The organism is Pedococcus sp. P5_B7, from assembly GCF_054049895.1.
Genome location: NZ_JBFULM010000003.1, coordinates 245753 through 270101 on the forward strand (window position 1 = coordinate 245753; position 24349 = coordinate 270101).

Below are 24349 nucleotides of genomic sequence, written 5' to 3' on the forward strand. Positions count from 1 at the left end.
CCTGCCGCAACGTCAAGACGCTCACCTGAAGAAGCGGACAAGAACGCGGGCAGGGCTCAGCGCGAGTTCGAACGGGTCAGAACGGACAAGGTGCCTGACGCCGTCGTCCTCGAGTAGGACATCGACCTCAGCCTGCTCGTCCGTCATGTGGTGCCCGTCGCGCCACCACAGCGGATGACCGATGACGACCGCGCTGCTCCTCCGTTGCCCGACACCCCGGAGGACGGGCACGCCGGCAACCTCGTCCAGGCCTAGATCGTCGGGGAACTGACGTGCAAGGTCGGTCCCGCGCTGACGGCCGACCGTGAACCAACGCTCAAGCGAAAGCGATTGACCCGCAGCAAGGTCAAGCATGTCGAGAGCAAGTCGCCAGTCCAACCCCGAGTGGTGGCGGCGGTTGTCCCACGAGCGCAGGCAGTCGGGGCACGAGGGCATGCAGGTCTCCCGATGGCGCTTGCTCCCCTCGTAGAGACCCGTCAATCGCTCGCGTCCCTCGGTAAGCAAGCGTTCGAAGACCTTGGGCCGACCAAGTTCAGCGGCGTACCCTGCGCCGTTGTCCAGGGCATCTGCGATAAAGACTCGAGCTGATGGAGTTCCATTGAGTGGAAACGGGTTGAGGTCTACGACGAGTTCATCGGGGCTCACTTGGAGCTCGACCTTGCAGGCCCGACGGAGTACCTCGGCGAAGGATCTGTGGGCTGCGATGCTGGCCGGCGCGATGTCGCGACTAAACGGCACCAACCCCGGCCCGGGTGCCTGAGACCTCTCTGGGTCCAGCTCAACGGTCAAGACGTCCGTCACGCGGATCTCCCCGATTGCGATACTGCGGGCATTCTGGGGCGATGGCGCCCTCCATTCGCCAAGATCGCTAGGGCGATAGAGCCAGTCGTCAGTAGCGACGACGCTGTCACCCTGCCGAACCACCGTGAATAGTGACCCGTTGTTGTCGTTGTACTGGACCAGTTGCTGCTGCTCGAATATCTCAAGGTGGGAGGCCATCACGGTCTCTTCGCGCTCTGCCGGACGCACAACCGACAAGGACGCGTCAGAAACGCGGCTGACATCATCATTCTCGTCGCGATAGTCGACGGGGTCGTACGTTGTCCGGAAACCCAGTGGTTGATGCAGCGGGAAGACGCGAACGGCACTGCCGCACGTACGGCAGGTCCCAGCGGTGCCGTTAAGAATCACGTCGCCACAGGTGTCGCATACGGAAGTTGGCATCGCTGGGCCAAGAGGGTCAGGGACGGCTATGGCCTTGGGGCCCTTCACTTCGTACGCGACGAATCCCACTGCTGTGTGGAGCCGTTTGTCCTTGACGACTTGGCCCCCCGGTGAGAATGTGCTGACAGCCATCCCAAGCGGGCGATCGGAAACGGTCGCCGTATCCAGATCAGCCTTCCTCACAAATCCGCCGAAGAGCTGGCGCACCTTGGTGGGGAACCCGAACATCGGTAGCACACCTCCGGCCGCGAGCAACCTGCTCAGTTGGTCGTCTGGGGCGCCATCTATCTCGGCCTGACTGACAACCCTCTCTATTTCGGAGATGAGCCCCCCAGGCGTTCCGGTGCCTCGGCACCACTCGATGAGCTTCGACGCGTCCGCGGGCAGGAGGGCTGTGTACGCGGCCAGCCTTGTTACAACCTCATCGACCTCTGCCGAAGACTTCAGCCATTCCTGGACTGGTCGCTTGTGCGCCGCCCATTGCGACCAGAGGCCAAAGGTCCCGTGAAGACTGTCCTTGCTCCACTCAGGTCGGGGTTCGAGACCAAGGAACGCGCGGCGAAGTACTTCCGCCGCGGCAACTCGCTGGATGATCCTCGGACGGCTGAGGTCGAGGAACGGTTGTGCCGGCTCGTCCCCGTTCATCTTCCATGGGCTGCGGAAGTAGTCGTCGTCGTGGGTCCTGTCTCTGCCCACAGTGAGGGCATATGAGAGCGCTTGTCCAGCGCGTCCGGCACGCCCAACACGCTGCTGGTAGTTGTATCGCTGAGGCGGCACATTGGCCATCACTGTCGACCTCAGTGATCCGATGTCTACGCCCACCTCCATTGTGGTGGTAACGCTCAGGACATCGATCGGCGTGGTGAGGTCGTTCTCTGCGGGGGGGAGCAAGACGCCCTTGAACGCCCTCTGCCGACGACGCTGTTCGGCAAGCGGTTTCGTCTGGCCCGTGAGCTCCTCAACATTGAGACGTGTGGCTTCCTGCATCGCCAGCCATCCGATGTAGTCGCTCTCATCATTCGGCCGGGCCCCCTCCACCAGCGACGTCCCACCACACATAGCGTTGGCGCAGACGCCTGCGCTCGGGTGGAGATGCCGGTAGTGGCACTTACTGCACTCCCAGACGGTCGAGCCGCCTTCGACGAACCGGAGTCCGACCGCGTTTCTGCCGGTGGCCAGAACCCACTCGTCATCGTTCTTGAGGAGCCCAAGTTGTCCAAGTGCCTTGTGCGCCCATCCCTCCAGCTCGGCGGCGTCGGCGCCCGATAACCCTGAGATGGTCTTGAGGTAGTGCTTTGCACCTGTCGGAAGGCCGGTGCCGGAGTTGTCCGGGCTGTCGTAGCGGTAGCCGCGCCCGAGGAGCCGGAGGAGTGACCGGAGAACCTCACGGCTCCCCTTTGCGGTCAGCCCAGGGCCTGTGGGAGGTGCGACGATCGTGTCGACAAAAGCAACACCTACAGACTCAAGATCGCGACGCGCCCGATCGAAGACGGCCTCGCTGACACCGATCGACAACTGGTGCGCATAGAACTCGCCGTGGTCGCCCTTGTCGGAGGGCGACAGCGGATTCCACAAACCCGCGCTAGGAGGTTGAAAGTATCGGTACCAAGGATGACCGCCTCTGCGCTGCGCTTTGGGCCCCGGACCCGCCGGGTTTGAGCCGAGATGGACCAGCGCGTCGGTTACGTGTGCCAGGGCCTCCGTCCAACTCCTTGCCGGCACTTCGGCACCAGTCGAGATGTCGGCGTCGATCACTGCCTGGAGCTCAGGTGGCACTGCGAGCCCATACTTCTCCGACATGTTGAGGGCTTGGCATGCCTGCCAGAGGTCGGGGCGGCTGACCTTTGCTGCTTCCGCGCGTGCCTTCTCGTCCCCGTTCAGCATCATGCCCTGAAGCTCGTCGCGTAGAACTTCAACGATGGGGCGCTGGCGGGCGACAAGCGCAGCGCGGATCAGCTGCCGAAGCTGGTCCCGATAGTGGTTCAGTGCAAGACCGGCCGCGGTCTTGGCCGCGTCGTCTCGACTGTCGGTGAAGATCAGCGTTCGAGCATCCGCACCGCGGCCCAACTTGCGCATGAACTCACCGAGGTAGACCTCGAGGGCGGCCGATGCACCCGCAGTATGAGCACGTATCGGCGTGCGAATCTCGCCGCGCTCGAACTTTTCTGTCTCCTGAGTGGCCCGCCCCTTTTGCCCGCACGCCGGGCACCGGTCTGGAAGCGCCGGAATACGGACCTTCTTTCCCTCTGCCTTCAACGGAGTCACCGGCTGGACCACCCATCCGGCGATCCAGCCATCCTCGTCGGCGCCGCCCAGGGCGACCTGACCCGTTCGAGGGTCAAGTTCCGCTTTGGAGAAATGGAAGTTCCGCTTGCTTACAGTGAACTTCTGGGTGTCACGAGGGGTCCGGCCGCCCGACGGCCAGAACCAGCGATACTCGTCGCGGCTTCGTTTAAAGACGAGTTGCGGATTCTTCTCGGGTGCATGGGGCGAAGAACTGGCGAGGAATTCGCTGCGGTCACCATCCGCATCAGTAATTTCGTCGACGTAGCCGCCGACACTGACGTCCCCGCATTCGTAGCAGTAGAGAAGTTCGAGTACACGCGACCCACATCGGATACAGACCGTGGTTGGGCGCTCGTAAAGGGAGCCGACCTCGAAGGAGTCGCCGGTATCCTCTTGTCGGCATTTCGGATTCGTGCAGGCCCACATTCCACGCATGGTCCGGACAAAGTGATGCGACCGAATCTGGGTCTTCTTCTCGCTTGGGGATGTGGCTGCCAGCCAGGAGAGGAGACGGCTGATGCCCCGCAGACCGGTGTCGGGCTCGCCGAATATCCGTTCGGCGACCACTCCAATCTCGGTGGTCCGAAGACGACCACCCGGCGCGACCTGGTAACAGGCTGCCGCGATTTCATCCGAAACCTGTTGCGGGTCACCGAGTGTCGCGACGTCCGGTGTCTCAAGAACGTCAGTGCGGCCGAACCCCCCCTGGGGTTGCGGTAGGCGGGGGACACCGTTGATGACCGCGAAAGAGCGGCGTTCCACGCCGAAGAACTGCTCCAGATAATCGAAGTTGTCCGTCAGCGATGCGCTGGTTGCGATCACTCGAAGCTGAGGGCTGTCCGCCTCGAGACCGAGGCGATGCAGAGTACTTCGGAGCACCATCGATACTTCACTTCCTGCTGTGCCCCTCTGCAAGTGAAGCTCGTCAACGACAACTGTGAACGTGTGCGATGGGTCCGCAGCCAGCCACTTCTTCGTCGCGGTGAAGATTCCCGCCTCTTGCTCGCGCATGAGGACCGCATTGAGCATGGAGAAGTTCGTGACGAGGATGTCGGGCGGCTCCTCGACCATGTCCCATCGGACGAGCATTTCGGTGTGGCGGGGGTCTGAGAAGAGGGCCAGCCGCTCTTCGATCGCACGCGCCTGAGCGGAGTCGTCGAGGGCGGCCAGGTCCGGGTCACTCTTGAGTGACGCGACCATGCGCAGGTGGTCGTCGACGAGGTCCCGTACATTCTGCGCAACGCTCTTCGCGCCGCTTGGTGTCTTCGGGGGGTTGACTGTCCCGAGGGTTGCGCTGGTGAGTCGACCGAACCACAGCGGTGTCCCCGCTGCTTGCAGTCGGTGCAGCGCCTTTCGTAGCCGTGACATCTGGTCTTCAACAAGCGCATTGGTGGGGTACAACACCAGAGCGCGCACGGCAGCTGGACGTGTCTCAGTCGAGCGGAGCGATATCCCGGGCGACCACGCGGCCCCTTCCCACCATTTGCTCGCGGTGGGCTGCTTGGCCCAACCAACGCTCTCGGAGACGAGGCGAAGCAGGATCGGCAGTAGGAATGCCTCGGTCTTACCGGAACCAGTCCCGGACGTGACTATCGGGTTACGCCGATCGGCCGTCCCCCTCTGGAACGTTGCGCGCACCGCCTCAGCCTGATGCGGCCGGAGCCGAATCGGCTGGCCACTTGGTGTGTAGTCACCGAACAGGACCCGACCTACAGCCGTGGAGACGCTGTCAGGGATCCCAACGGACCTGCACACGGCCAGCAGGTCTTCCGTCGCCTCGTAAGTCAGGACTGGCTCGAGATAGGGCGGCGTTGAGAGGAGCCCGTTGTCGAGAATGAGCCGACGCCGTTCGGCCATGAGCCGACTGTCACTGAGCCAGTAGGCGGTGTCGATGTATCGGAGATAGGCCTTAGTCAGCGCTTCGTTAAGCGCGACGGGATCTGCCGGAGTGTTCAACGGTCACCCTTTCAGGAGCGAGACGAGGGCGCTCGCTACATCTTCATCAACGGAGGGATAGGCGAGAAGCGCCGTACCTTGAACTTTGCTCGGTGGTCGACCAGACTGAAGGGTCAGCGCGCGCCCGTAGAGGCCGGGGAGGTCGGCGCCCAGAGGGACGAAGAGCCTGCGCGATTCGGCGTCGTACCCGACGATCGGTCGGCTGACATTCGCTAGATGTTTAACGACGCGGGTGTCGCCGCGCCGAACCTGCCCGTTGATGATGTCCATGGCAGTCCTGAGGAAGTACATGGATACGAACCCCCGCTTGGTGCGGTATGCGCCCGGTTGCCCGACTGACTGTGTCTTCACCCAGCGTGCCTGCTGCGGATCAAACCATTCAGCGTCGTAGATGCCCTCTGCACTCATTGTGCGCAGCGCGTCGTACTCAGCGGTTAGGTGCGGAAGTTCCCCGAGAAGACGTCGCCCTAATTGTGGCTCCACGGAGGCCTCGAGAAGCTCTCCCACCTCGCGTGCCTCTGGTTCTTCAAGGTCGGCCACGACTCGACGCGGGATCCAATCGCTAGTGTCGAGCTGGACCGTGCTGCCGTACTCGGCTGAGAGGTCATCCAGGGTCGCCACGTCGTTCCGAGACCATGCTCCGATTGCCATCCAGGTACCGTCAGCCAGACCGGCAAGACACCGCGGGCTCATTTCCCACCGCTCGACTCCCAGCGTCTCGGGATCGCGCACCACGCTGACGTGGCCCAATACCTCCAGCGTCCGGACGATCTCGTCAACGGTGAGCGCAGAGTCGAAAACCTGCCGCACGACCCGTGCGAGCTCCGCGGGGGAGCCGCCGCCCAGCCACGTCAACGCATCAAGTAGACACTCTCCGGAGATGTCGCTGGCCGGCTCGCCGAAGTTCAAGTGCCGAAGGGGTGCTTGTGGGTACGAGGCTACGGGGGCGGTCTTCCTCTTCCTCGCCGTCGCACTGTAGAGCCGAACGCGGCCACACTTGACGCACTCCGCACGGTCTTTCATGCCCTGCCGGTGACGCTCAATGTCCCAATGATGCGAGCCGGTAACTGCGCAACTGTCGGGCGCGGGAGGAGCTCCGAGGGCTTCCGCCCCGTATTGAAGGGGCTTCATGCTCCACCAGGCCGGTCCGGCCTCAACGCTGACCGCTTGAGGAGTGCTCCTACCAGACGACAACACAGGCCCGTCGCGGCCGTCAGTCTCAACCGCGGAGAGGGCGCCGAGGGGGACGGCCAAGTCGTAGGCGACGTGGCCGGTGGCAGTGCGAACCCGCGGTTCGTCGGAGCTGCAGAGGGTGAATGTCGCGACGGATTTCTGGCTCTTCTGACCGATCCGGGCGTCCAGTTCAGCCCTATACATGCCGGGCGAGAGACCGAGTTCTTCAGTAGAGGCCGTGATCTCCTCAACCTCCCCGGTCCACGCCTGAAGGGGTTCTTCGACGTTGACAGACACGAGCGAGAGGCTGAGTTCCGTGGCCCCGATGACCGATCCCTTGAGGACCAGCGGTGCATCCGCGTGCCACCGAACCGCATGGCCCGGGAGCCGAAGGCCACCATTCACAACAAGGGTCGATGTCTGCGCAGGCTTGAGAGGCTCAAGGAGTGGGTCTGACTCCGCGTGTGGTCGCCCAACCGTTACGTCGCGGTAGAGGGTCCACCCATCGGGGACTCCCTTGAGTGTTTCATCCTTCGAGTGGCCGGGCTCGGCGATGTCATCGAGGAGGAGGTCAAAGTTGATCGCTCCCGGCCCCTTGAAGCGTCTGGAGTTGCTGTTCACGAGCAGGAGGTGAGGTTCGAGCATCCGCACTCTGTCGACCTCGACAAATAGCCCAGCCTCTTCAAGATAGCTGAGCACGACCATTGGCTGTGGCCGCCTGGAGGAGACGGTGAGTGAGGAGCCAGTCTCTGCGGGGCGAACGGCAAGTTCACCATTCAGCAGCGAGCCGGCATCGACCTCGGCAGGTATGTCTGGGGCGAGCAGGCGGTCGTTGATGGCGACCAGGTCCACCTGTGGCGACCCCTCGGCAGATGTGATCTCCCATCGACTGGGAAGGCCGTCGCGGCCCCCGAGATGTCCGCGAAGTGCGAATCCCAGCCGGAGACGCTTCCCGCTGAGAAGCTTAGTCACGCGCGCCGTCAAGACGGGTTTCTGCACGAAGCGATCGTCGTGCGCATCGGTCCGGAAGGTCCCGTCCCACTGACTCAGGCTGATAGCAGCGGCGTCGGCCACGATCGTCCGGCCGTTCGGGGAGTCCCATAGCTTGCTGATCGATGCAGACGCTCCGCCCGCCTTGATCCATCGGTCCAGGTGCGCTGTCATGTCGCTGGAGCTAAGGCTTAGGCCAGGTTCAAGGTCAGCTGAGTCAAAGAACTGACCGAACCGGTGGCGGTCTGCGGCGCGAATCAGGGCTTGGGAGAGCGGTATGCCAACGTATCGGTAGCCAATTGCCTCCGCCGTAGGTAGGCCTATCGCACCATCCAGGCCACTCAGCCAGTCGTTCAGCGCGGCCCAGAATCGCTCGCTTTCGCGCCTGAAGCTCGCTTGCAGACGCCTGTCTTCTGACCCCGAAGTACCGAGGAGTTGGTTCAATCGCGGGAAGTATGCGTTGGCCTGGAACCGGTCGTCCTCTCCCATTAGCTCTGCGGCTCGGGCGAAGACCGCCAAGAGCGCAAGTACCGGCGGAGGCTCGTCGGGCCGCGCTCCTGCACTTGCCCGCCTCCGCCAAGCGTCCAAACGTCGCCGGTGTCCAGAAAGGACACTGCCGGCCCCTGAATCGGAGCCAAGGATCAAGGTGTCACGGACTGCTGCGTAGAGTGCCTCGGCAGCCGCATTGGCACTCAGGTCAAGTCCGAGGCGGGAGGCAACGGACTCGAGGAGGTCGTCCTCGACATCGAGGTACGCCGGCATGTTCGCGCAGTCGGCGTTGTAGACCTCCTGCGCGAACGCCGCGTTCCACCTGTCGTACGTCTGCCAGGCCGGAGTCAATGCAGACGTCCTGTCAGCAGGGCCGTTCGAAGCAGCCTCAAGACCGGCCATCTCCCCGCTGCGCGCTATCCGCCTGGTCCGCTCTACGAGTTCATCCCAGAGCTTGGCGCGTATGGCCGGTTCAACAGTTGCGATCTCGAGCGACTGCTGTGCGAGGAACGCACGCACTCCTGACGAGGACCCGGCGCGATCCTTCAAGTGGTAGAGCTCTCGCGCATTCCGCATCCGCGGTCGTCTCTCGGCCTCGACGAGTCCGGCGTTGACAAGCCATCGATACGAGGCAACCCATTGGCTTAGCAGAGCCGGGCTCACGCCGTAGAACCCGGCAACGGCTCGCTGAGTTGTGAGCCGCTGAACTGGCGATCCCGTCGGGAGCGTGCCCTCGGTGCGGCGAAACTCCGTGAGCGTGACAAGGGCTCGGAAGTCATCCTCGCTGAGCACGTCTTTCGGCTCGCGCTGCGGCTTGGTCCCGCCGTTAGCCGCTGCGTGGATCTGTGCAGCGAGATTTCGTGGCGATGGCGTGGCTCGGGACGCCACCGGTGCGGACGCCGTTCTGGGAGGACGACAGTCCGCACACCACGCGGTCGGCATCTTGTGAACGCACTCCGCCTCGCTCACACGTTGGCCCGAGCACTTGGTGCGTCACCGACGTGGGGCAGAACGTGATCATGAAGGCCGATTTCAAGGAGTCCCACCACGGCATCAGGCTACTGACCACGGATGACACTGCGGCCGGTTTGCTCCCATTTCGCCCGTTCGGATGAGGAACCGTCCGAAATGAACGTTCCGCACCCGCCCTATGGCAACTTGGGACTGCGGCAACTGGGGATGGGGGAGAAACGCCCATGCTGCAAGATGCTGCTCAACACAGTGGAAAAGCCCTCGCGCCATACCGGAAAAGCCCTCTGACCTGTGGTGTAGCGAGGGGACCTCGAACCTTAACCCTCCTTGCAAACCCGGCGCGACCGTCTCGTGGATACGCCCGGCTGAGCGTGCGGCGACGCGTCTCGCGCCGTCAGTTGGAGTCTGCGGTCCGCCGCTTTGCAGTACCTCGTCGCAGTACTGTCGCCAAGCCTGACGTGTGAAACGGGATGGCCTGTGGCGAACTGATGGTGACGCCGATGCGGTGGCGGCGTTGACGACGGGACCGAGCGGGCGCGGATGCGGCGGACGAGAGGGCGGCCGAGGAGATGCTGGCGGATAAGGGCCATGACTTGTGCGGATGGGGCCTGGGCCGGACCGAGCGACGTCGTCCTTGGAAGTTTGGTCCACAAGCCGCGCCAGGTGGGGCGCTGGCACGATTCGGCTCATCCACAGTTGGTGGCGGAGACCTTGACCAGGGCGTTGGCCGATGGCGAACTCAGATGGTGCCCCCTGAGAGCCGTTGTCTGTCTAGTGGCGAAACCAAGCGTTCGATGACGGTGGACGCGGTCACCAAGGACGAAAGGAGCCGTTCACGTCGGATGTGGTGCTGACGAGGCGCTGGCACACGGTCGCGGAGGTCGCCGAGATGCTGGGGTCTGGGGAGACGAAGGTCCGTATGGCGATCCTGTCCGGCGACCTCAAGTCCGTGACGGACGGCACGCTCCGCGGGATCCTGCGGGTCAAGGGCGAGCTGGTCCGGCGACAGACCAAGACGCCCTCATCCGACGCACCTCTGCCGCTGCCGGACCTCTGCGTCCGCGCGCTCGAGGACCGCCGTCGGACGGAGGCACGGCTGCGGCTGGCTTCGGGCGAGGCATGGGCGGGCACCGGCCTCGTGGTCACCACACGATTTGGCGATGCCCTGGATCCTCGGAACTTCCACCGCGCCTTCAAGACCCGCGCCAGCAAGGCTGGCGTTCCCGTGATCCCTGTCCACGCCACCCGCCGCACCTGCGCGAGCCTGCTGGTCTCGCTCGACGTCCACCCTCGGGTGGCCATGGCGATCCTGCGGCACAGCAAGATCGCGGTGACGATGGACATCTACTCGCAGGCCTCGTCCGCCACGACGAGGGAGTCCCTCAAGCGGTTGGGGGAGGCCTTCGGATGAGCACCACTGCAGTACTTTCCAGCAGGACGGGCGCGAAAGAGGCCCTCCCCGGATACCGGAAAGAGCCTCTGACCGGTGGTGGAGCCAAGGGGACTCGAACCCCTAACCCCCTGCTTGCAAAGCAGGTGCGCTACCAATTGCGCCATGGCCCCTGGGTGTCACACCTTCGTGTGACAGGCGGCCAGGGCCGCCCCAGTGCTAGCGAGGGGAGTCAGTCGCCTCGGCCCAGAGGTCCTTCTCGGCCTTCTGGGCCTTGAGCTTCCGCTGGATTGCCGTGGCGCCGATGGCCGTCACGATGAGGAGCAGGAGCTTCTTCATGGGCCGTCGCCTTCCCTCGCCGAGCAACCGCGGGGATCGGGATTGGTGGGCCTAACAGGACTTGAACCTGTGGCCTCTTCCTTATCAGGGAAGCGCTCTAACCGTCTGAGCTATAGGCCCGTGAGCCCAATCTCCGCTGCGCCACGGGAGGTGGCGCGAGGCACGAGGTTACAGCACGCGCACACGCACTTCCAAAACGGTCAGAAGGGCTCGGCTCAGTCGTCGGTGAGGGTGAGCTGGAGGCCGCCGACGAGGGCCGAGCAGATGTTGTAGAGGAAGGCGCCGAGGGTCGACAGGGCGGTCAGCAGGATGACGTCGATGACCCCGATGACGATCGACAGGGACAGCACCCGGCCGAAGCCGAGGAAGTCCATGATGTCGAACGGGTTCTCCGAGTCGCTGATGATCGTGCCGACCAGCCGGTTGACCTCGCTGAAGACGCCCATGCCGGACAGGATCATCCACAGCACGGCGACCATGACGACGCCGGCGATGCCGAGGGCGACCGAGATGAGGAACGACATCTTCATCGCCGACCACGGGTCGACCCGCGAGACCGTGAGCTTGACCCGCCTGGCGCGAGCGGCCTGGGCGGCCGTCGGGCCACCAGCGGGGCGAGCGCCGGCCGGGCGCGCGCCTCCCTGGGACAGGGACTGGGTCTGGCTCACAGGAGCGGCCCCTCCCTGGGGGAGGGCCGACCTGCTGGTCTGGCCTGCCGTGCTCACTCGCTACCTCCGGTGGCGTCGCTCTCAGGTGCGTCCGAGGCCTCCGCGGAGGCCCCAACACCCTGCTCGTTTCCAGACGACGGTACGGCATCAACCCGTGCGGAGTCGCCTTCCGCGCCAGCGGACGTCGTGATTGCCGCGCCAGCGGACGTCGTGATTGCCGCGCCAGCGGACGTCGTGATTGCCGCGCCAGCGGCGGACTGGATTGTCGGGGCCGCACCGGACTCGATGGCTGCGTCCTTGTCCAGCTCGTCGTCCACCTCGTCGACCGCCCGCTCGGGGTTTCGGGCGAGTGCGACGACCGAGTCACCGTTGCCCGGGTTGGCGAACTTCATGCCCTGGGTGTTGCGGCCGCGCCGCGTCACCGGGCTCACCGGCATACGCACGATGTTGCCCTTGCCCATGATCACGAGGACCTCGTCGTCCTCACTGACCGTGAGGGCTCCGACCAGGTCACCGTTGCGCTCGGTGATCTTGGCGACCGCGACGCCGAGGCCACCCCGACCCTTGGCGTTCCAGTCGGAGGCCGGCGAGCGCTTGGCCATGCCGTTCTCGAAGACCACGAACACGTCGGGGTCCTCGCCCTCGTGGATGACGCTCAGCGACAGCAGCGAGTCGTCGCCGCGGAACCGCATGCCGGTCACCCCGCTGGTGGCCCGACCCATCGGCCGGAGCTGCTCGTCGGTGGCGTGGAACCGCACCGACTGGGCGTGCCGCGAGACGAGGAGCAGGTCGTCGGTCGCCGACGCCAGGTCGGCCGCGACGAGCTCGTCGCCCTCCTTGAGGTTGACGGCGATCAGGCCGCCGGACCGGGGGGAGTCGTAGTCGGCGAGGCGGGTCTTCTTGACCAGGCCGTTCTTCGTGGCGAGCACGAGGTAGGGCTGCTGGGCGTAGTCGCGCACGTCGAGGACCTGGGCGATCTTCTCGTCGGGCTGGAAGGCCAGCAGGTTGGCGACGTGCTGGCCCTTCGCGTCACGACCGGAGTCGGGCAGCTCGTAGGCTTTGGCACGGTAGACCCGGCCGAGGTTGGTGAAGAACAGGAGCCAGTGGTGCGACGTGGTGGTGAAGAAGTGGTCGACCATGTCGTCGCCGCGCAGGGAGGCCCCACGCACGCCCTTCCCGCCGCGACCCTGCGAGCGGTAGGCGTCGACCCGGGTGCGCTTGGCGTAGCCACCACGGGTGATGGTGACGACCACGTCCTCCTCGGGGATGAGGTCCTCCATCGACATGTCGCCGTCGAAGAACTCGATCCGGGTGCGGCGGTCGTCGCCGTACTTGTCGACCAGCTCGGTCAGCTCGTCGGATACGATGGTCCGCTGCCGCTCGGGCTTGGCGAGGATGTCCTCGAAGTCGAGGATCATCGCCTCGAGGCGGTCGTGCTCGTCGATGATCTTCTGGCGCTCGAGGGCGGCCAGCCGACGCAGCTGCATCTCGAGGATCGCGCGGGCCTGGACCTCGTCGATCTCGAGCAGCTCGATCAGCCCGTCGCGAGCCGCCTCGACGGTCTGCGACCGGCGGATGAGGGCGATGACCTCGTCGAGGGCGTCGAGCGCCTTGAGCAGACCACGCAGGATGTGGATCTCGTTCTCGGCCTTGCGCAGGCGGAACTTCGTCCGACGCTGGATGACCTCGATCTGGTGCTCGACCCAGTGCCGGATGAACGCGTCGATCGGCAGCGTGCGCGGCACCCCGTCGACCAGGGCGAGCATGTTGGCGCCGAAGTTGTTCTGCAGCTGGGTGTGCTTGTAGAGGTTGTTGAGCACCACCTTGGCCACCGCGTCGCGCTTGAGCACGATGACGAGGCGCTGGCCGGTGCGGCCCGAGGTCTCGTCGCGGATGTCGGCGATGCCGTTGAGCCGACCCTCCTTGGTGAGCTCGGCGATCTTCTGCGCGAGCGTGTCGGGGTTCACCTGGTAGGGCAGCTCGGTGACCACGAGGCACTGCCGGCCCTGGATCTCCTCGACCTCGACGACCGCGCGCATGATGACCGACCCGCGCCCGGTGCGGTAGGCGTCCTCGATGCCCTTGCGGCCGAGGATCAGCGCACCGGTGGGGAAGTCGGGGCCGCTGATCCGCGCCAGCACCGCGTCGAGCGCCTCGTCACGAGCCGCCTCCGGGTTGGCGAGCATCCACTGGGCGGCGTCGGCCACCTCGCGCAGGTTGTGCGGCGGGATGTTGGTCGCCATGCCGACCGCGATGCCCGACGAGCCGTTGACGAGCAGGTTCGGGAACCGGCTCGGCAGGACGACCGGCTCCTGCGTCTTGCCGTCGTAGTTGTCGCGGAAGTCGACGGTCTCCTCGTGGATGTCGCGGACCATCTCCATGGCCAGCGACGCCATCCGGCACTCGGTGTACCGCGGGGCCGCCGCCGGGTCGTCGCCCGGGCTGCCGAAGTTGCCCTGGCCGTCGACCAGCGGGTAGCGCAGCGACCAGTCCTGCACGAGCCGGACCAGGGCGTCGTAGATCGAGGAGTCACCGTGCGGGTGGTACTGACCCATCACCTCGCCGACGACGCGGCTGCACTTGTTGTAGCCGCGGTCGGGGCGGTAGCCACCGTCGTACATGGCGTAGACCACGCGACGGTGCACCGGCTTGAGGCCGTCCCGCACGTCGGGCAGCGCGCGACTCACGATCACGGTCATCGCGTAGTCGATGTAGCTGCGCTGCATCTCCGTGTTGAGGTCGACCGCCTCGGTGCGGTCGTACTCGATCGGCGGTATCTCAGTCATGAATTCCCTTGTCCGTCATAGCTATTCAACAGCCGTGCCATTCACACTCAGTGGGTATGCCGGGTGGCCAGGTTCCACGTGAAACGCGGCCCGGCTGCATACCTAGATGTCCAAGAACCGCACGTCGCGGGCGTTGCGCTGGATGAAGCCACGACGGGACTCGACGTCCTCGCCCATCAGGATCGCGAAGATCTCGTCGGCCGCGGCCGCGTCGTCGAGGGTGACCTGGAGCAGCACCCGGTGGTCGGGGTCCATCGTGGTCTCCCACAGCTCCTGGTAGTCCATCTCGCCCAGACCCTTGTAGCGCTGGATGCCGGCGTCCTTCGGCAGGCGCCAGCCCTGGCCCTGGCCGGCCAGGATCATGGCGTCGCGCTCACGGTCGGAGTAGGCGAACTCGTGGGGGTGGTTGCTCCACTTGAGCCGGTAGAGCGGGGGCTGCGCGAGGTAGACGTAGCCCTCCTCGATCAGCGGCCGCATGAACCGGAACAGCAGGGTCAGCAGCAGGGTGCGGATGTGCAGGCCGTCGACGTCGGCATCGGCCATCAACACGATCTTGTGGTAGCGAGCGCGGGTCTTGTCGAAGTCCTCGCCGATGCCGGTGCCGAACGCCGAGATGAGCGCCTGGACCTCGTTGTTGGCCAGCACCTTGTCGATGCGGGCCTTCTCGACGTTGAGGATCTTGCCGCGGATCGGGAGGATCGCCTGGTTGTGCGGGTTGCGTCCGCGTACGGCCGAGCCGCCGGCTGAGTCACCCTCGACGATGAACACCTCGGAGATCGCGGGGTCCTTGCTCTGGCAGTCGCGCAGCTTGCCGGGCAGGCCGCCCGACTCGAGCAGGCCCTTGCGCCGGGTCGCCTCGCGCGCCTTGCGCGCCGCCATCCGTGCGGCCGCGGCCTGCACGGACTTGCGGACGATGTCGCGACCCTCGGTCGGGTGCGCCTCGAGCCAGTGGCCGAACTCGTCGGTCATGGCGCGCTGCACGAAGCCCTTGACCTCGGAGTTGCCGAGCTTGGTCTTGGTCTGGCCCTCGAACTGCGGCTCGCCGAGCTTGACCGACACGACGGCGGTCAGGCCCTCGCGGATGTCGTCGCCGGTGAGGTTGTCGTCCTTGTCCTTGAGGAGGTTCTGCTTCCGCGCGAAGTCGTTGATGAGCTTGGTCATCGCCGCGCGGAAGCCCTCCTCGTGGGTGCCACCCTCGTGGGTGTTGATGGTGTTGGCGTAGGTGTGCACCGACTCCGAGTAGGCGTTGGTCCACTGCATCGCGAGCTCGAGGCTCAGCTGGCGCTCGGTGTCCTCGGACTCGATCGAGATGATCTCGGCGTGCACCGGCTCTGACTTCTTCGACGAGACGAGGTGGGTCACGTAGTCGACCAGGCCGTTGTCGTACTTGTAGGAGACCTTGCGCGGCTTGCGCTCCGACGCGTCGACGGTGTCGGCGTCGTCCTCGGCCGACTCGGGCTGACGCTCGTCGACGAGGTTGATGGTCAGGCCCTTGTTGAGGAAGGCCATCTGCTGGAACCGTGCGCGGATCGTCTCGAAGTCGTAGGTCGTGGTCTCGAAGATGTCGCCGTCGGCCCAGAAGGTCACCGTGGTGCCGGTGCGGTCGGACGCCTCCATCTGCTCGAGGGGGGCGACCGCCTCGCCGTAGTTGAACGAGATCCGGAAGACGTGGCCCTTCTGGTGCACCTCGACGTCGAGCCGGGTGGAGAGCGCGTTGACGACGGACGAGCCGACGCCGTGCAGCCCACCGGACACCTTGTAGCCGCCGCCGCCGAACTTCCCGCCGGCGTGCAGCTGGGTGTAGACCACCTCGACGGCCGACTTGCCCTCGCCGGCGTGGATGTCGGTCGGGATGCCGCGACCGTTGTCGGCGACCCGCACGCCACCGTCGGCGAGCAGGGTGATGTCGATGGTGTCGGCGAAGCCGGCCAGCGCCTCGTCGACGGAGTTGTCGACGATCTCCCAGACCAGGTGGTGCAGACCGCGCTCACCGGTCGACCCGATGTACATGCCGGGGCGCTTGCGGACCGCCTCGAGACCCTCGAGGACGGTGATCTGGCTGGCGTCGTAGTCGGACCCGGGGGCCGCGCCGACGATCTCGGCCTCGACCACCTCACGAGCAGCCTCGGCCTCCGCGGCCGTGAGGTGCTCGGTGGGGGTCTGCTGCGGGGCGCTGGCTGCGGCGTCTGCCGGGGTGCCTGCTGCGGGGGTGTGCTGGTCTGGCGTGTGGTCAGCCTCGGACACGGTGCTCCTTCTCCGGTGGCACAGCGAACAGGGGGTGCCCCCCTGGCTCGCTGGACCCGCTCATGGCACGCGACCAGACCGGGTTGACCAGCTGGCCGCGAATTCACCCCCAAGTCTACCTGTCGGCGGTGTCGGATCTCGCGTCAGGAGGCCCGGGAACACGGATTTGCGCCAAAAACTTGCCCTTTCACGGGTGGGGATACGTCTCCCACCCCCTGAGAGCCCGATTCTCGCGTTTCGTGACGCCCCACCGGCCCCCGTGCGCCGCAGGGGGGAGCGCCGCATCCTCGCCGTTCGGGCCCAGCCGGGGCCGTGCGGTCGCTACATTGCGCGCGTGCGGCGAGTCCCGGTCCTGGTGGTCCTGGTCGCCCTCCTCGTGGGGGTGAGCGGGTTCCTCGGCGTGCGCGCGGTGCGGGGCCCCCTCGAGCTGGTGGTCGCCGACCCCCCGCTGCGCTTCGCGCTGCCCGCCGGCTGGCACCGCTACGACCGCTCGGGCGACCGGAGCGAGGCGTACGTCAGAGAGGCAGCCGCCCGGCAGGGCTACACCCCGGAGGAGTTCGTCGCCCAGCTGGAGGCAAGCACGCTGGCCACGGCCGTCGGGCCGGTCTCGGGTGGCCGGTACCAGTCGATCGACGTGCAGAAGGGCGGCTTCTCGAGGCTGCCGACCCCGGAGCAGGTCACGAGTGAGATGACCCGGCTGGCGATGGAGGTGGACGGCACGCGCACCGTGTCGACCGGCGCCGGCGAGGTGCTGGTGGCGCAGGCTCACTACCCGGTGGCCGAGGGCCGGACCGACACCGAGGTCATCCACCTCGTGACCCGAGGACAGGGACTCATGATCACGGTCAGCTCCGTGGGAGGTGGCGACGTCGCGGCGGTCACCGCCGACGTCCTGGCCACCCTCCACACGAGCTGACCCGCGAGGTCAAGGGGCGGTCGAGCCGCGCCCGCGGCCCGCGCACGCTCACGATTTGCGCTGGTCAGCGCCGCGAGCAGGGTGGACACTGCCAAGTGGAAGTCGTCGCAGGGACGCGAGTGCTCGAGTGCTGCTCGTCCGGGGAGGATGCGAGTGACTACACCGGCAGGGTCGACGCCGCCCACAGCTGGGGCGTCGCAGGGGGGGCCTGACCTCACCGCCGAGCTGCGGGAGAGCCGGGAGCAGCTCGCGGCCGTCAACGAGGTGCTCTCTGCGTTCGGCCTCTCTGCGGGAGACCCCGAGATGGTCCTCGCCACGATCGTCGAGAGCGCCCTCCGGCTGTGTCGCTCCGATGCCGCGCAGCTCTGTCTCCTCGACGACGAGCGCGTCTTCCAGCTGATCAAGGCGGTCGGCGTCAGCGACGAAGCGATCGCCTACATCGCCGAGCACCCCCTGCCGATGGACCGGGACACCCTCATGGGGCGGGTCGCGCTGGATCGCCGGGCCCAGCAGATCGAGGACGTCGTGGCCGACCCGGAGTACGGCCGCCTGGACCTGCAGCGCGTCGCCGGCTTCCGGACCACCATGGGCGCACCGCTGGTCGTCGACGACGAGGTGGTCGGGGCGCTGGTGCTGTGGCGCAACCAGGTCAGCCCGTTCGCCGAGCGCGAGCTGACCATCGTGACCGCCTTCGCGGGACAGGCCGCCCTGGCGATCAACGGGGTTCGGCTCGTGCAGGAGCTCCAAGCCGGCCGGGCCGAGCTGGCCCGGCGGGTCGACCAGCTCGAGGCCCTCGCCGAGGTGGGGGAGGCGGTCAGCTCGAGCCTCGACGTCGACGAGGTCCTGACCACGATCGTCAGCCTCGCCGTCGAGCTCTCGGGCACCGACGGCGGCTCCCTGATGGAGTTCGACGAGAAGACCCAGCTGTTCTCGGTGCGCACCACCTTCGGCACCGAGCCCCATGTGGTGCAGGCGTTGCGCGGCACCAGGATCCACATCGACGAGACCCTCGTGGGCAAGGCCTGCCTCGACCACGCGCCCCAGCAGATCGAGGACCTCACGCTCACGGAGCGGGACCCCCACCTGTCCGTCCTGTATGCCGCGGGGTGGCTTTCCGTCGCCGCCATCCCGATGGTGCGCTCGGACCGGGTCGTCGGCGCCCTGGTGGTGCGCCGCAAGGCTCCCGGGCTGCTCAGCGACGAGACCTGCGAGGTGCTGGAGGCGTTCGCCAGCCAGTCCACGATCGCCCTGACCAACGCCCGGCTCTACCAGCAGCTGGAGCTCCAGAGCGCCGAGCTGGCCGAGGCCAGCCAGCACAAGTCCGAGTTCCTGGCGAGCATGTCGCACGAGCTGCGCACTCCGCTCAACGCGGTGATCGGTTTCTCCGAGGTGCTGCTCGAGCGGATGTTCGGCGACCTCAACGACCGGCAGGAGGACTACCTTCGCGACATCCTCAACTCGGGCCGGCACCTGCTCGCGCTGCTCAACGACGTGCTCGACCTGAGCAAGGTCGAAGCCGGGCACATGGAGCTCGACCCCACCGAGTTCGACGTGGCCGAGACCGTGGACTACGCCCTGTCGATGGTCCGGGAGCGGGCGGTGGGGCACAGCATCACGCTCCACCGGGAGGTGGCGCCCGAGGTCGGCGTGGTCCGCGCCGACGAGCTGCGGTTCAAGCAGATCCTGCTCAACCTGCTCAGCAACGCGGTGAAGTTCACCCCGGACGGCGGGCGGGTCGAGGTGCACGCCCGGACGGCCGACGGCGACCTCGAGATCACCGTGTCGGACACCGGGATGGGCATCGACCCCGCAGACCAGCAGCGGATCTTCGACTCCTTCCAGCAGGGGGGCCGCACCGCCCGCCAGGTCGAGGGCACCGGCCTCGGGCTCACCCTCACCAAGCGGATCGTCGAGCTCCACGGCGGACGGCTCTGGCTCAACAGCGAGGTCGGCCACGGGAGCACCTTCGGCTTCTCGATCCCGCTCGGCCGCAGCCTCGTCGCGACGGTGCTGCCCGACCACTCGGTCGAGACCGCGGACGACCGGCCCGTGGTGGTCGTCGTGGAGGACGACCGCAGCTCGGCGGAGCTGATGTCGCTGCACCTGGAGGCCGCCGGGCTGCGACCGGTGGCTGTTCCCAACGGGCCCGACGGACTGGCCGCCGTGCGCGAGCTGTCCCCGGCCGCGGTGATCCTCGACATCCGGCTCCCCGGGATGGACGGCTGGGACGTCCTCGGCGCGATCAAGGGCGACCCGCACACCGCGTCGACCCCCGTGGTGGTGGTCTCGGTGATCCACGAGCGCGGTCGCGGGTTCGCGCTCGGTGCCTCCGACTACCTCGTCAAGCCGGTCGCCCGGGACGACCTCCTTGCCGCCCTCCGACGCCTCGTCGCGCTGCCGGTCGACCAGGCGCCGCGCAAGGTGGCCGTCTTCGTCGACGACGACCCGATCGCCCTCGAGCTGGTGCGGCTGGCGCTGGATCCGGCCGGCTGGGTGGTGCACACCTGCACCACCCCCGACGTCGCCATGACCCTCATCCGCACCCATCAGCCGTCGGTGATCCTCGTCGACCTGCTCATGCCGGAGACCGACGGCTTCCAGGTGGTCGACCTCCTGCGTTCGGACCCGGAGACCGCGTCGATCCCGGTCGTGGTGCTCACCGCCAAGACCGTCACGACCCACGACCGCGAGCTGCTCGACGGGCGGATCGAGTTCGTCACGTCCAAGAGCGCCGTCGACCTCGGGCTGCTGGCCGTCCGGCTGGCCCAGATCACCGCCGGTCCGGTCCGGTCCCGCGGTCGGGAGGCCGGATGACCAACCACGTCGTCCTCCTCGTCGAGGACAACGAACGCAACCTCAAGCTCGCGCGCGACGTGCTCGAGTATGCCGGGTTCACCGTCCTCGTCGCGACGACCGGTGAGGAGGCGGTCGCCACCGCCCAGCGCTCCGCACCCGACGTCATCCTGATGGATCTCCAGCTGCCCGGGATCGACGGCCATGCGGCCCTGTCCCTCCTGCGCGCCGACTCGGCCACGTGGAACATCCCGGTCGTGGCCCTGACCGCCTTCGCCATGGCGCAGGACCGGGACCGTGCCCTGGCGGCCGGCTTCGACGGGTACCTCGAGAAGCCGATCAGTGTCCGCAGCTTTCCCGACCAGGTACGTGCCCACCTCAGAACGGAGGACCCCCGATGACGACCGACGACGCCGTGATCCTGGTGGTCGACGACCTGCCGCAGAACGTGAAGCTGATGGATGCCGTCCTCACCCCCCGCGGGTTCACCGTCCACACCGCTACCTCGGGGGAGGAGGCGCTCGAGTGGCTGTCGACGCAGGTCCCCGACCTCGTGCTGCTCGACATCCTGATGCCCGGGATCGACGGCTACGAGACCTGTCGGCAGATCCGCGCCAACGAGGCGACCTCCTTCCTGCCGGTGGTGATGGTGACCGCGAGCGGCCAGGAGCAGAAGCTGCGCGCCATCGAGGCCGGTGCGGACGACTTCGTCACCAAACCCTTCGAGCAGGCCGAGCTGCTGGCGCGGGTGCGCTCGCTCGTGCGCGTGAAGCGGTACCACGACACGGTCGAGCGGCAGGCTGCCGAGCTGGCTGGCTGGAACCGCGAGCTCGAGGCCAAGGTGGCGGCCCAGGTGACCGAGCTGGAGCGGGTCGGCCGGCTCCGCCGGTTCCTGTCGCCGCAGGTGGCCGGCCTCGTCGTCGAGAGCGGCGACGACGCCTTCCTGCAGAGCCACCGCAGCGAGATCACTGCGGTCTACTGCGACCTGCGGGGCTTCACCAGCTTTGCCGAGACGGCCGAGCCCGAGGAGGTGATCTCGGTCCTGCGGGAGTACCACGAGGCGCTGGGTGACCTGGTCTTCCGCTTCGAGGGGACGCTCGAGCACTTCGCCGGCGACGGGCTGCTCGTCTTCTTCAACGACCCGATCCCGTGTCCCGATGCGCCGGAGCGCGCGGTGCGGATGGCCGTCGCGATGCGGGGCCGGGTGGCCGAGCTCGCGGAGGGCTGGCGCAAGCACGGTCACGACCTCGGGTTCGGGGTGGGCATCGCCCAGGGCTACGCCACCCTCGGCCGGGTCGGCTTCGAAGGGCGCTACGACTACGCGGCGATCGGCACCGTGACCAATGTCAGCGCCCGGCTGTCGGACACCGCCCGGGCGGGGCAGATCCTCGCCACCCAGCGGGTCGTCACGGGTGCGGCGGAGGTCGCCGTGACCCGCTCGCTCGGGCCGATGGAGCTGCGCGGTATCACCAGGCCGATCGAGGTGTTCGACGTCCTCGGCCTCGACGCGGCCCGGGTGACGCCATGACCTCGCTCGACGTCTCGCGACCGCTGGGCGAGCTGAACGAGGAGGAGCGCAACGCGGCATACGACCGGCTGCAGAGCCGGCTGCCCGCGGTCTGGAGATCCATGCGGCTCAACGAGCCCGGCGAGTCCGTCGTGGTGGTGCCGTCGGTGTCCCTCGACCGTGTCACGGCCAGGGCCGGGGCGATCAACCAGGCGATGGAGGAGCGCTACCTCTTCCTGTTGCTCCTGCTGCGGCAGCCCCGGCTGCGGATGGTCTACGTGACCTCGGGTCCGGTCGACCCGGCGATCGTCGAGTACTACCTCGCGCTGCTGCCGGGGGTCATCCCCAGCCATGCTCGCGCCCGGTTGTCGCTGGTGTCGGTGGGCGACCTCACCCCGCGCCCCCTCACCGAGAAGCTGCTGGAGCGGCCCCGGATCCTCGCCGACATCGGGGCCCTCATCCCCGACCGCAGCCGCTCGCACCTGGTGCCCTACACGACCACGACCCTGGAGCGGGACCTCGCCCTCGAGCTCGGGATCCCCATGTACGGGGCGGACCCGAGGCACTTCGCGCTGGGGACGAAGACCGGGTGCCGGCGGCTGTTCGACGAGGCGGGCGTGGACTACCCCGCCGGCTTCGAGGACCTCCGCTCGGTCGACGCCATCGTCGACTCCCTCGCCGAGCTGCGCGCTCGCAGGCCCGGCGTCGCGGAGGCGATGGTGAAGCTCAACGAAGGAGTGGCCGGCGCCGGGAACGCCCTCGTCGACCTCCGGGGACTCCCACCCACGGGGTCGGCGTCGGAGCGCGCGGACCTGGAGGGGCGGGTGCGGAGGATGGAGCTGGAGGGCAAAACCGTCACGCACGACCTGTACTTCGCGAAGTTCGCCGAGCGCGCCGGCATCGTCGAGGAGCGGATCATCGGCGAAGAGGTGCTGAGCCCGAGCGTGCAGCTGCGGATCACCCCGCTCGGGGAGGTGGAGGTGCTGTCGACGCACGACCAGATCCTCGGTGGCCCCACGGGTCAGTCCTACCTCGGCTGCCGCTTCCCGGCCGACCCCGAGTATGCCGGCACCATCACGCAGCAGGCGAGCGCGGTGGGTGCCCGGCTGGCCGAGCTCGGCGTCCTGGGGCGGTTCGCGATCGACTTCGTGGTCGTCCGACGCGGTGCCCGCTGGGACTCGTACGCGATCGAGGTCAACCTGCGCAAGGGCGGGACCACGCACCCCTTCCTCACCCTGCAGTTCCTCACCAACGGTCGGTACGACAGCCAGACCGCGCTGTTCACGACCCCGGCCGGTCGGGAGAAGCACCTCGTCGCCACCGACCACCTCGAGGACCCCAGCCTGCGCGTACTTCGCGTCAACGACCTGTTCGACGTCGTGGCCCGGACCGGGCTGCACTTCGACCCCGCCAGCCAGACGGGAGTGGTGTTCCACATGATCAGCTCCGTCACCGAGGCTGGCCGGGTGGGGATGACGGCCGTCGGCGACACCGCCGGCAAGGCGCAGGAGTGCTACGACAGGGCGGAGCGGATCCTCCTCTCCGAGGCCCGCTCCGCCGCCACCCCCAGATCTCTCCCCTGAGGAGGGTGGCCCCGAGCGCGTCATGAGCTCAGGCAGCGATGGTGGTGGCGTGCCGCAGCGCCTCGACGACGACCTGGTGCCAGTTCAGCTGGGTCAGGTCGGTGCGACAGGATGCGCTGCCGCACTCGCAGGACCACACCCACCTGCCGCGCACCTTGTGGACGACCGGGTGGTGGTGGGCGAGGTCGGGGTGGTGTCGGTGGTTCCGCTTCATGACCGCCTCCTTCGTCCGTCCCTCCCGGAGCTTCCGGGTGGTCACTCCACGGTCGCGGACGAGGGCCGGCCGGTCTGTGCACGGGCGGACGGAGCGAGTGTGCTCGTCGTGACACAGCGCAGCGCCCGGTGGCACTCCGAGCCGCATGTGGTGCACTGAGTCATGGAGTGGCAGCTGCTTCGGGACCTGACCGAGGGGGAGCGCCGTGAGGTCCTGACCATGGCGAGGCGCCGTCAGTTCAAGCGCGGCGAGATCCTCTTCCACGAAGGTGACCCCGCCGACACGGTGCACTTCATCGCCGAGGGCCGGGTGATGGCCCGGCGGACCTCACCGATGGGCGACTCGGTGGCCTTCCGGGTGATCGGGCCCGGGCGCGCGCTCGGCGACGTCGCGGTCGTGTCGACGGCCCAGCGGCGCAGCTCGACCGTGAGTGCCCTCGAGCCCACGACGACCCTGAGCCTGACCTTCGCCGAGTTCGCCCAGCTGTGTGCGGCGCACCCCGGCATCCAGACCCACCTGGCCACCCTCCTCGCCGCGCGGGTGAAGCGGCTGTCCGACCACCTGCTCGAGGCGCTGTTCCTGCCCACCGACCGCAGGGTGGTGCGCCGGCTGCTCGACCTGTGCGAGCAGTACGACGCACCGCCCGACCGCCCGGTGGTCATCCCGCTCACCCAGACCGACATCGCCGAGCTGGCCGGCGCCACCCGCCCGTCGACGAACCGCGTGCTGCGGGCCCTGGAGACCGAGGGCCTGCTGCGGTTGGGGCGCGGACAGGTCGAGGTCGTCGACCGCGCCGGGTTGCGCCGCAAGGACCGCTGA

14 protein-coding genes and 2 tRNA genes are annotated in these 24349 nt (G+C 67.2%); 7 read left to right on the forward strand and 9 right to left on the reverse strand.

Going from position 1 to position 24349, the window contains the following annotated elements; all coding sequences use genetic code 11:
• Window positions 1–21: 21 nt before the first annotated feature.
• Together ACXJKD_RS10280 and ACXJKD_RS10285 are read right to left on the reverse strand one after the other, a co-directional pair.
• The gene (locus tag ACXJKD_RS10280; RefSeq protein ID WP_457254433.1) at window positions 22–5466 is read right to left on the reverse strand and encodes a DEAD/DEAH box helicase; all 5445 of its coding nucleotides are present in this window, start codon (window positions 5464–5466) and stop codon (window positions 22–24) included.
• A 3-nt stretch (window positions 5467–5469) separates the two neighbouring features.
• Window positions 5470–8910 (reverse strand): hypothetical protein, encoded by a 3441-nt coding sequence (locus tag ACXJKD_RS10285; protein WP_457254434.1) that lies wholly within the window; start codon window positions 8908–8910, stop codon window positions 5470–5472.
• A 1099-nt stretch (window positions 8911–10009) separates the two neighbouring features.
• On the opposite strand from ACXJKD_RS10285, the gene ACXJKD_RS10290 reads away from it, so the two are divergent.
• Window positions 10010–10501: a tyrosine-type recombinase/integrase gene (locus ACXJKD_RS10290; RefSeq protein ID WP_457254436.1), complete on the forward strand. Its 492-nt coding sequence runs from the start codon at window positions 10010–10012 to the stop codon at window positions 10499–10501.
• A gap of 76 nt (window positions 10502–10577) precedes the next feature.
• On the opposite strand, the gene ACXJKD_RS10295 is transcribed toward ACXJKD_RS10290, so the two are convergent.
• From ACXJKD_RS10295 to gyrB, 6 genes are all read right to left on the reverse strand, one after another.
• Window positions 10578–10653, reverse strand: a tRNA-Ala gene (locus tag ACXJKD_RS10295).
• Between the two features lie 46 nt (window positions 10654–10699).
• Window positions 10700–10819: a DLW-39 family protein gene (locus ACXJKD_RS10300; protein WP_235543224.1), complete on the reverse strand. Its 120-nt coding sequence runs from the start codon at window positions 10817–10819 to the stop codon at window positions 10700–10702.
• 43 nt (window positions 10820–10862) lie between these two features.
• Window positions 10863–10939: transfer RNA gene (locus ACXJKD_RS10305), tRNA-Ile, on the reverse strand.
• Between the two features lie 95 nt (window positions 10940–11034).
• Window positions 11035–11487, reverse strand: coding sequence for a DUF3566 domain-containing protein (locus tag ACXJKD_RS10310; protein ID WP_457254437.1), 453 nt, complete (start codon window positions 11485–11487; stop codon window positions 11035–11037).
• 53 nt (window positions 11488–11540) lie between these two features.
• Window positions 11541–14273, reverse strand: a complete 2733-nt coding sequence (gyrA, locus tag ACXJKD_RS10315; protein WP_457254438.1) for a DNA gyrase subunit A — start codon at window positions 14271–14273, stop codon at window positions 11541–11543.
• A 102-nt stretch (window positions 14274–14375) separates the two neighbouring features.
• The gene (gyrB, locus tag ACXJKD_RS10320) at window positions 14376–16385 is read right to left on the reverse strand and encodes a DNA topoisomerase (ATP-hydrolyzing) subunit B (RefSeq protein ID WP_457254507.1); all 2010 of its coding nucleotides are present in this window, start codon (window positions 16383–16385) and stop codon (window positions 14376–14378) included.
• Window positions 16386–16851: 466 nt separating this feature from the next.
• Here gyrB and ACXJKD_RS10325 point away from each other — a divergent pair, with 466 nt between their 5' ends.
• The 5 genes from ACXJKD_RS10325 to ACXJKD_RS10345 all read left to right on the forward strand — a co-directional run bounded on the left by ACXJKD_RS10325 (window position 16852) and on the right by ACXJKD_RS10345 (window position 23316).
• Window positions 16852–17433 carry a hypothetical protein gene (locus tag ACXJKD_RS10325; RefSeq protein WP_457254439.1) on the forward strand — a complete coding sequence of 194 codons (582 nt, stop codon included), beginning with the start codon at window positions 16852–16854 and terminating at the stop codon, window positions 17431–17433.
• A 153-nt stretch (window positions 17434–17586) separates the two neighbouring features.
• A complete protein-coding gene (locus ACXJKD_RS10330) occupies window positions 17587–20247 on the forward strand; it encodes a response regulator (RefSeq protein ID WP_457254440.1) in 2661 nt (886 codons plus the stop codon).
• On the forward strand, window positions 20244–20627 hold the full coding sequence (locus ACXJKD_RS10335; RefSeq protein WP_457254441.1) for a response regulator: 384 nt from the start codon (window positions 20244–20246) through the stop codon (window positions 20625–20627). Before ACXJKD_RS10330 ends, ACXJKD_RS10335 begins: the two co-directional genes overlap by 4 nt.
• Window positions 20624–21754 carry a response regulator gene (locus ACXJKD_RS10340; protein ID WP_457254442.1) on the forward strand — a complete coding sequence of 377 codons (1131 nt, stop codon included), beginning with the start codon at window positions 20624–20626 and terminating at the stop codon, window positions 21752–21754. The genes ACXJKD_RS10335 and ACXJKD_RS10340 overlap by 4 nt, the downstream gene beginning before the upstream one ends.
• A complete protein-coding gene (locus ACXJKD_RS10345; RefSeq protein ID WP_457254443.1) occupies window positions 21751–23316 on the forward strand; it encodes a peptide ligase PGM1-related protein in 1566 nt (521 codons plus the stop codon). The genes ACXJKD_RS10340 and ACXJKD_RS10345 overlap by 4 nt, the downstream gene beginning before the upstream one ends.
• Window positions 23317–23344: 28 nt before the next feature.
• On the opposite strand, the gene ACXJKD_RS10350 is transcribed toward ACXJKD_RS10345, so the two are convergent.
• Window positions 23345–23530 (reverse strand): hypothetical protein, encoded by a 186-nt coding sequence (locus tag ACXJKD_RS10350; protein WP_457254444.1) that lies wholly within the window; start codon window positions 23528–23530, stop codon window positions 23345–23347.
• Between the two features lie 162 nt (window positions 23531–23692).
• Between ACXJKD_RS10350 and ACXJKD_RS10355 the strand changes: the two genes are divergently transcribed.
• Window positions 23693–24349, forward strand: a complete 657-nt coding sequence (locus tag ACXJKD_RS10355) for a Crp/Fnr family transcriptional regulator (protein WP_457254446.1) — start codon at window positions 23693–23695, stop codon at window positions 24347–24349.

Coding starts and splice junctions, on each gene's coding strand:
- ACXJKD_RS10345 (WP_457254443.1), top strand. CDS start 21,751: ATGACCTCGCTCGACGTCTCGCGACCGCTGGGCGAGCTGAACGAGGAG.
- ACXJKD_RS10300 (WP_235543224.1), bottom strand. CDS start 10,819: ATGAAGAAGCTCCTGCTCCTCATCGTGACGGCCATCGGCGCCACGGCA.
- gyrA (WP_457254438.1), bottom strand. CDS start 14,273: ATGACTGAGATACCGCCGATCGAGTACGACCGCACCGAGGCGGTCGAC.
- ACXJKD_RS10340 (WP_457254442.1), top strand. CDS start 20,624: ATGACGACCGACGACGCCGTGATCCTGGTGGTCGACGACCTGCCGCAG.
- ACXJKD_RS10290 (WP_457254436.1), top strand. CDS start 10,010: ATGGCGATCCTGTCCGGCGACCTCAAGTCCGTGACGGACGGCACGCTC.
- ACXJKD_RS10350 (WP_457254444.1), bottom strand. CDS start 23,530: ATGAAGCGGAACCACCGACACCACCCCGACCTCGCCCACCACCACCCG.
- ACXJKD_RS10335 (WP_457254441.1), top strand. CDS start 20,244: ATGACCAACCACGTCGTCCTCCTCGTCGAGGACAACGAACGCAACCTC.
- ACXJKD_RS10355 (WP_457254446.1), top strand. CDS start 23,693: ATGGAGTGGCAGCTGCTTCGGGACCTGACCGAGGGGGAGCGCCGTGAG.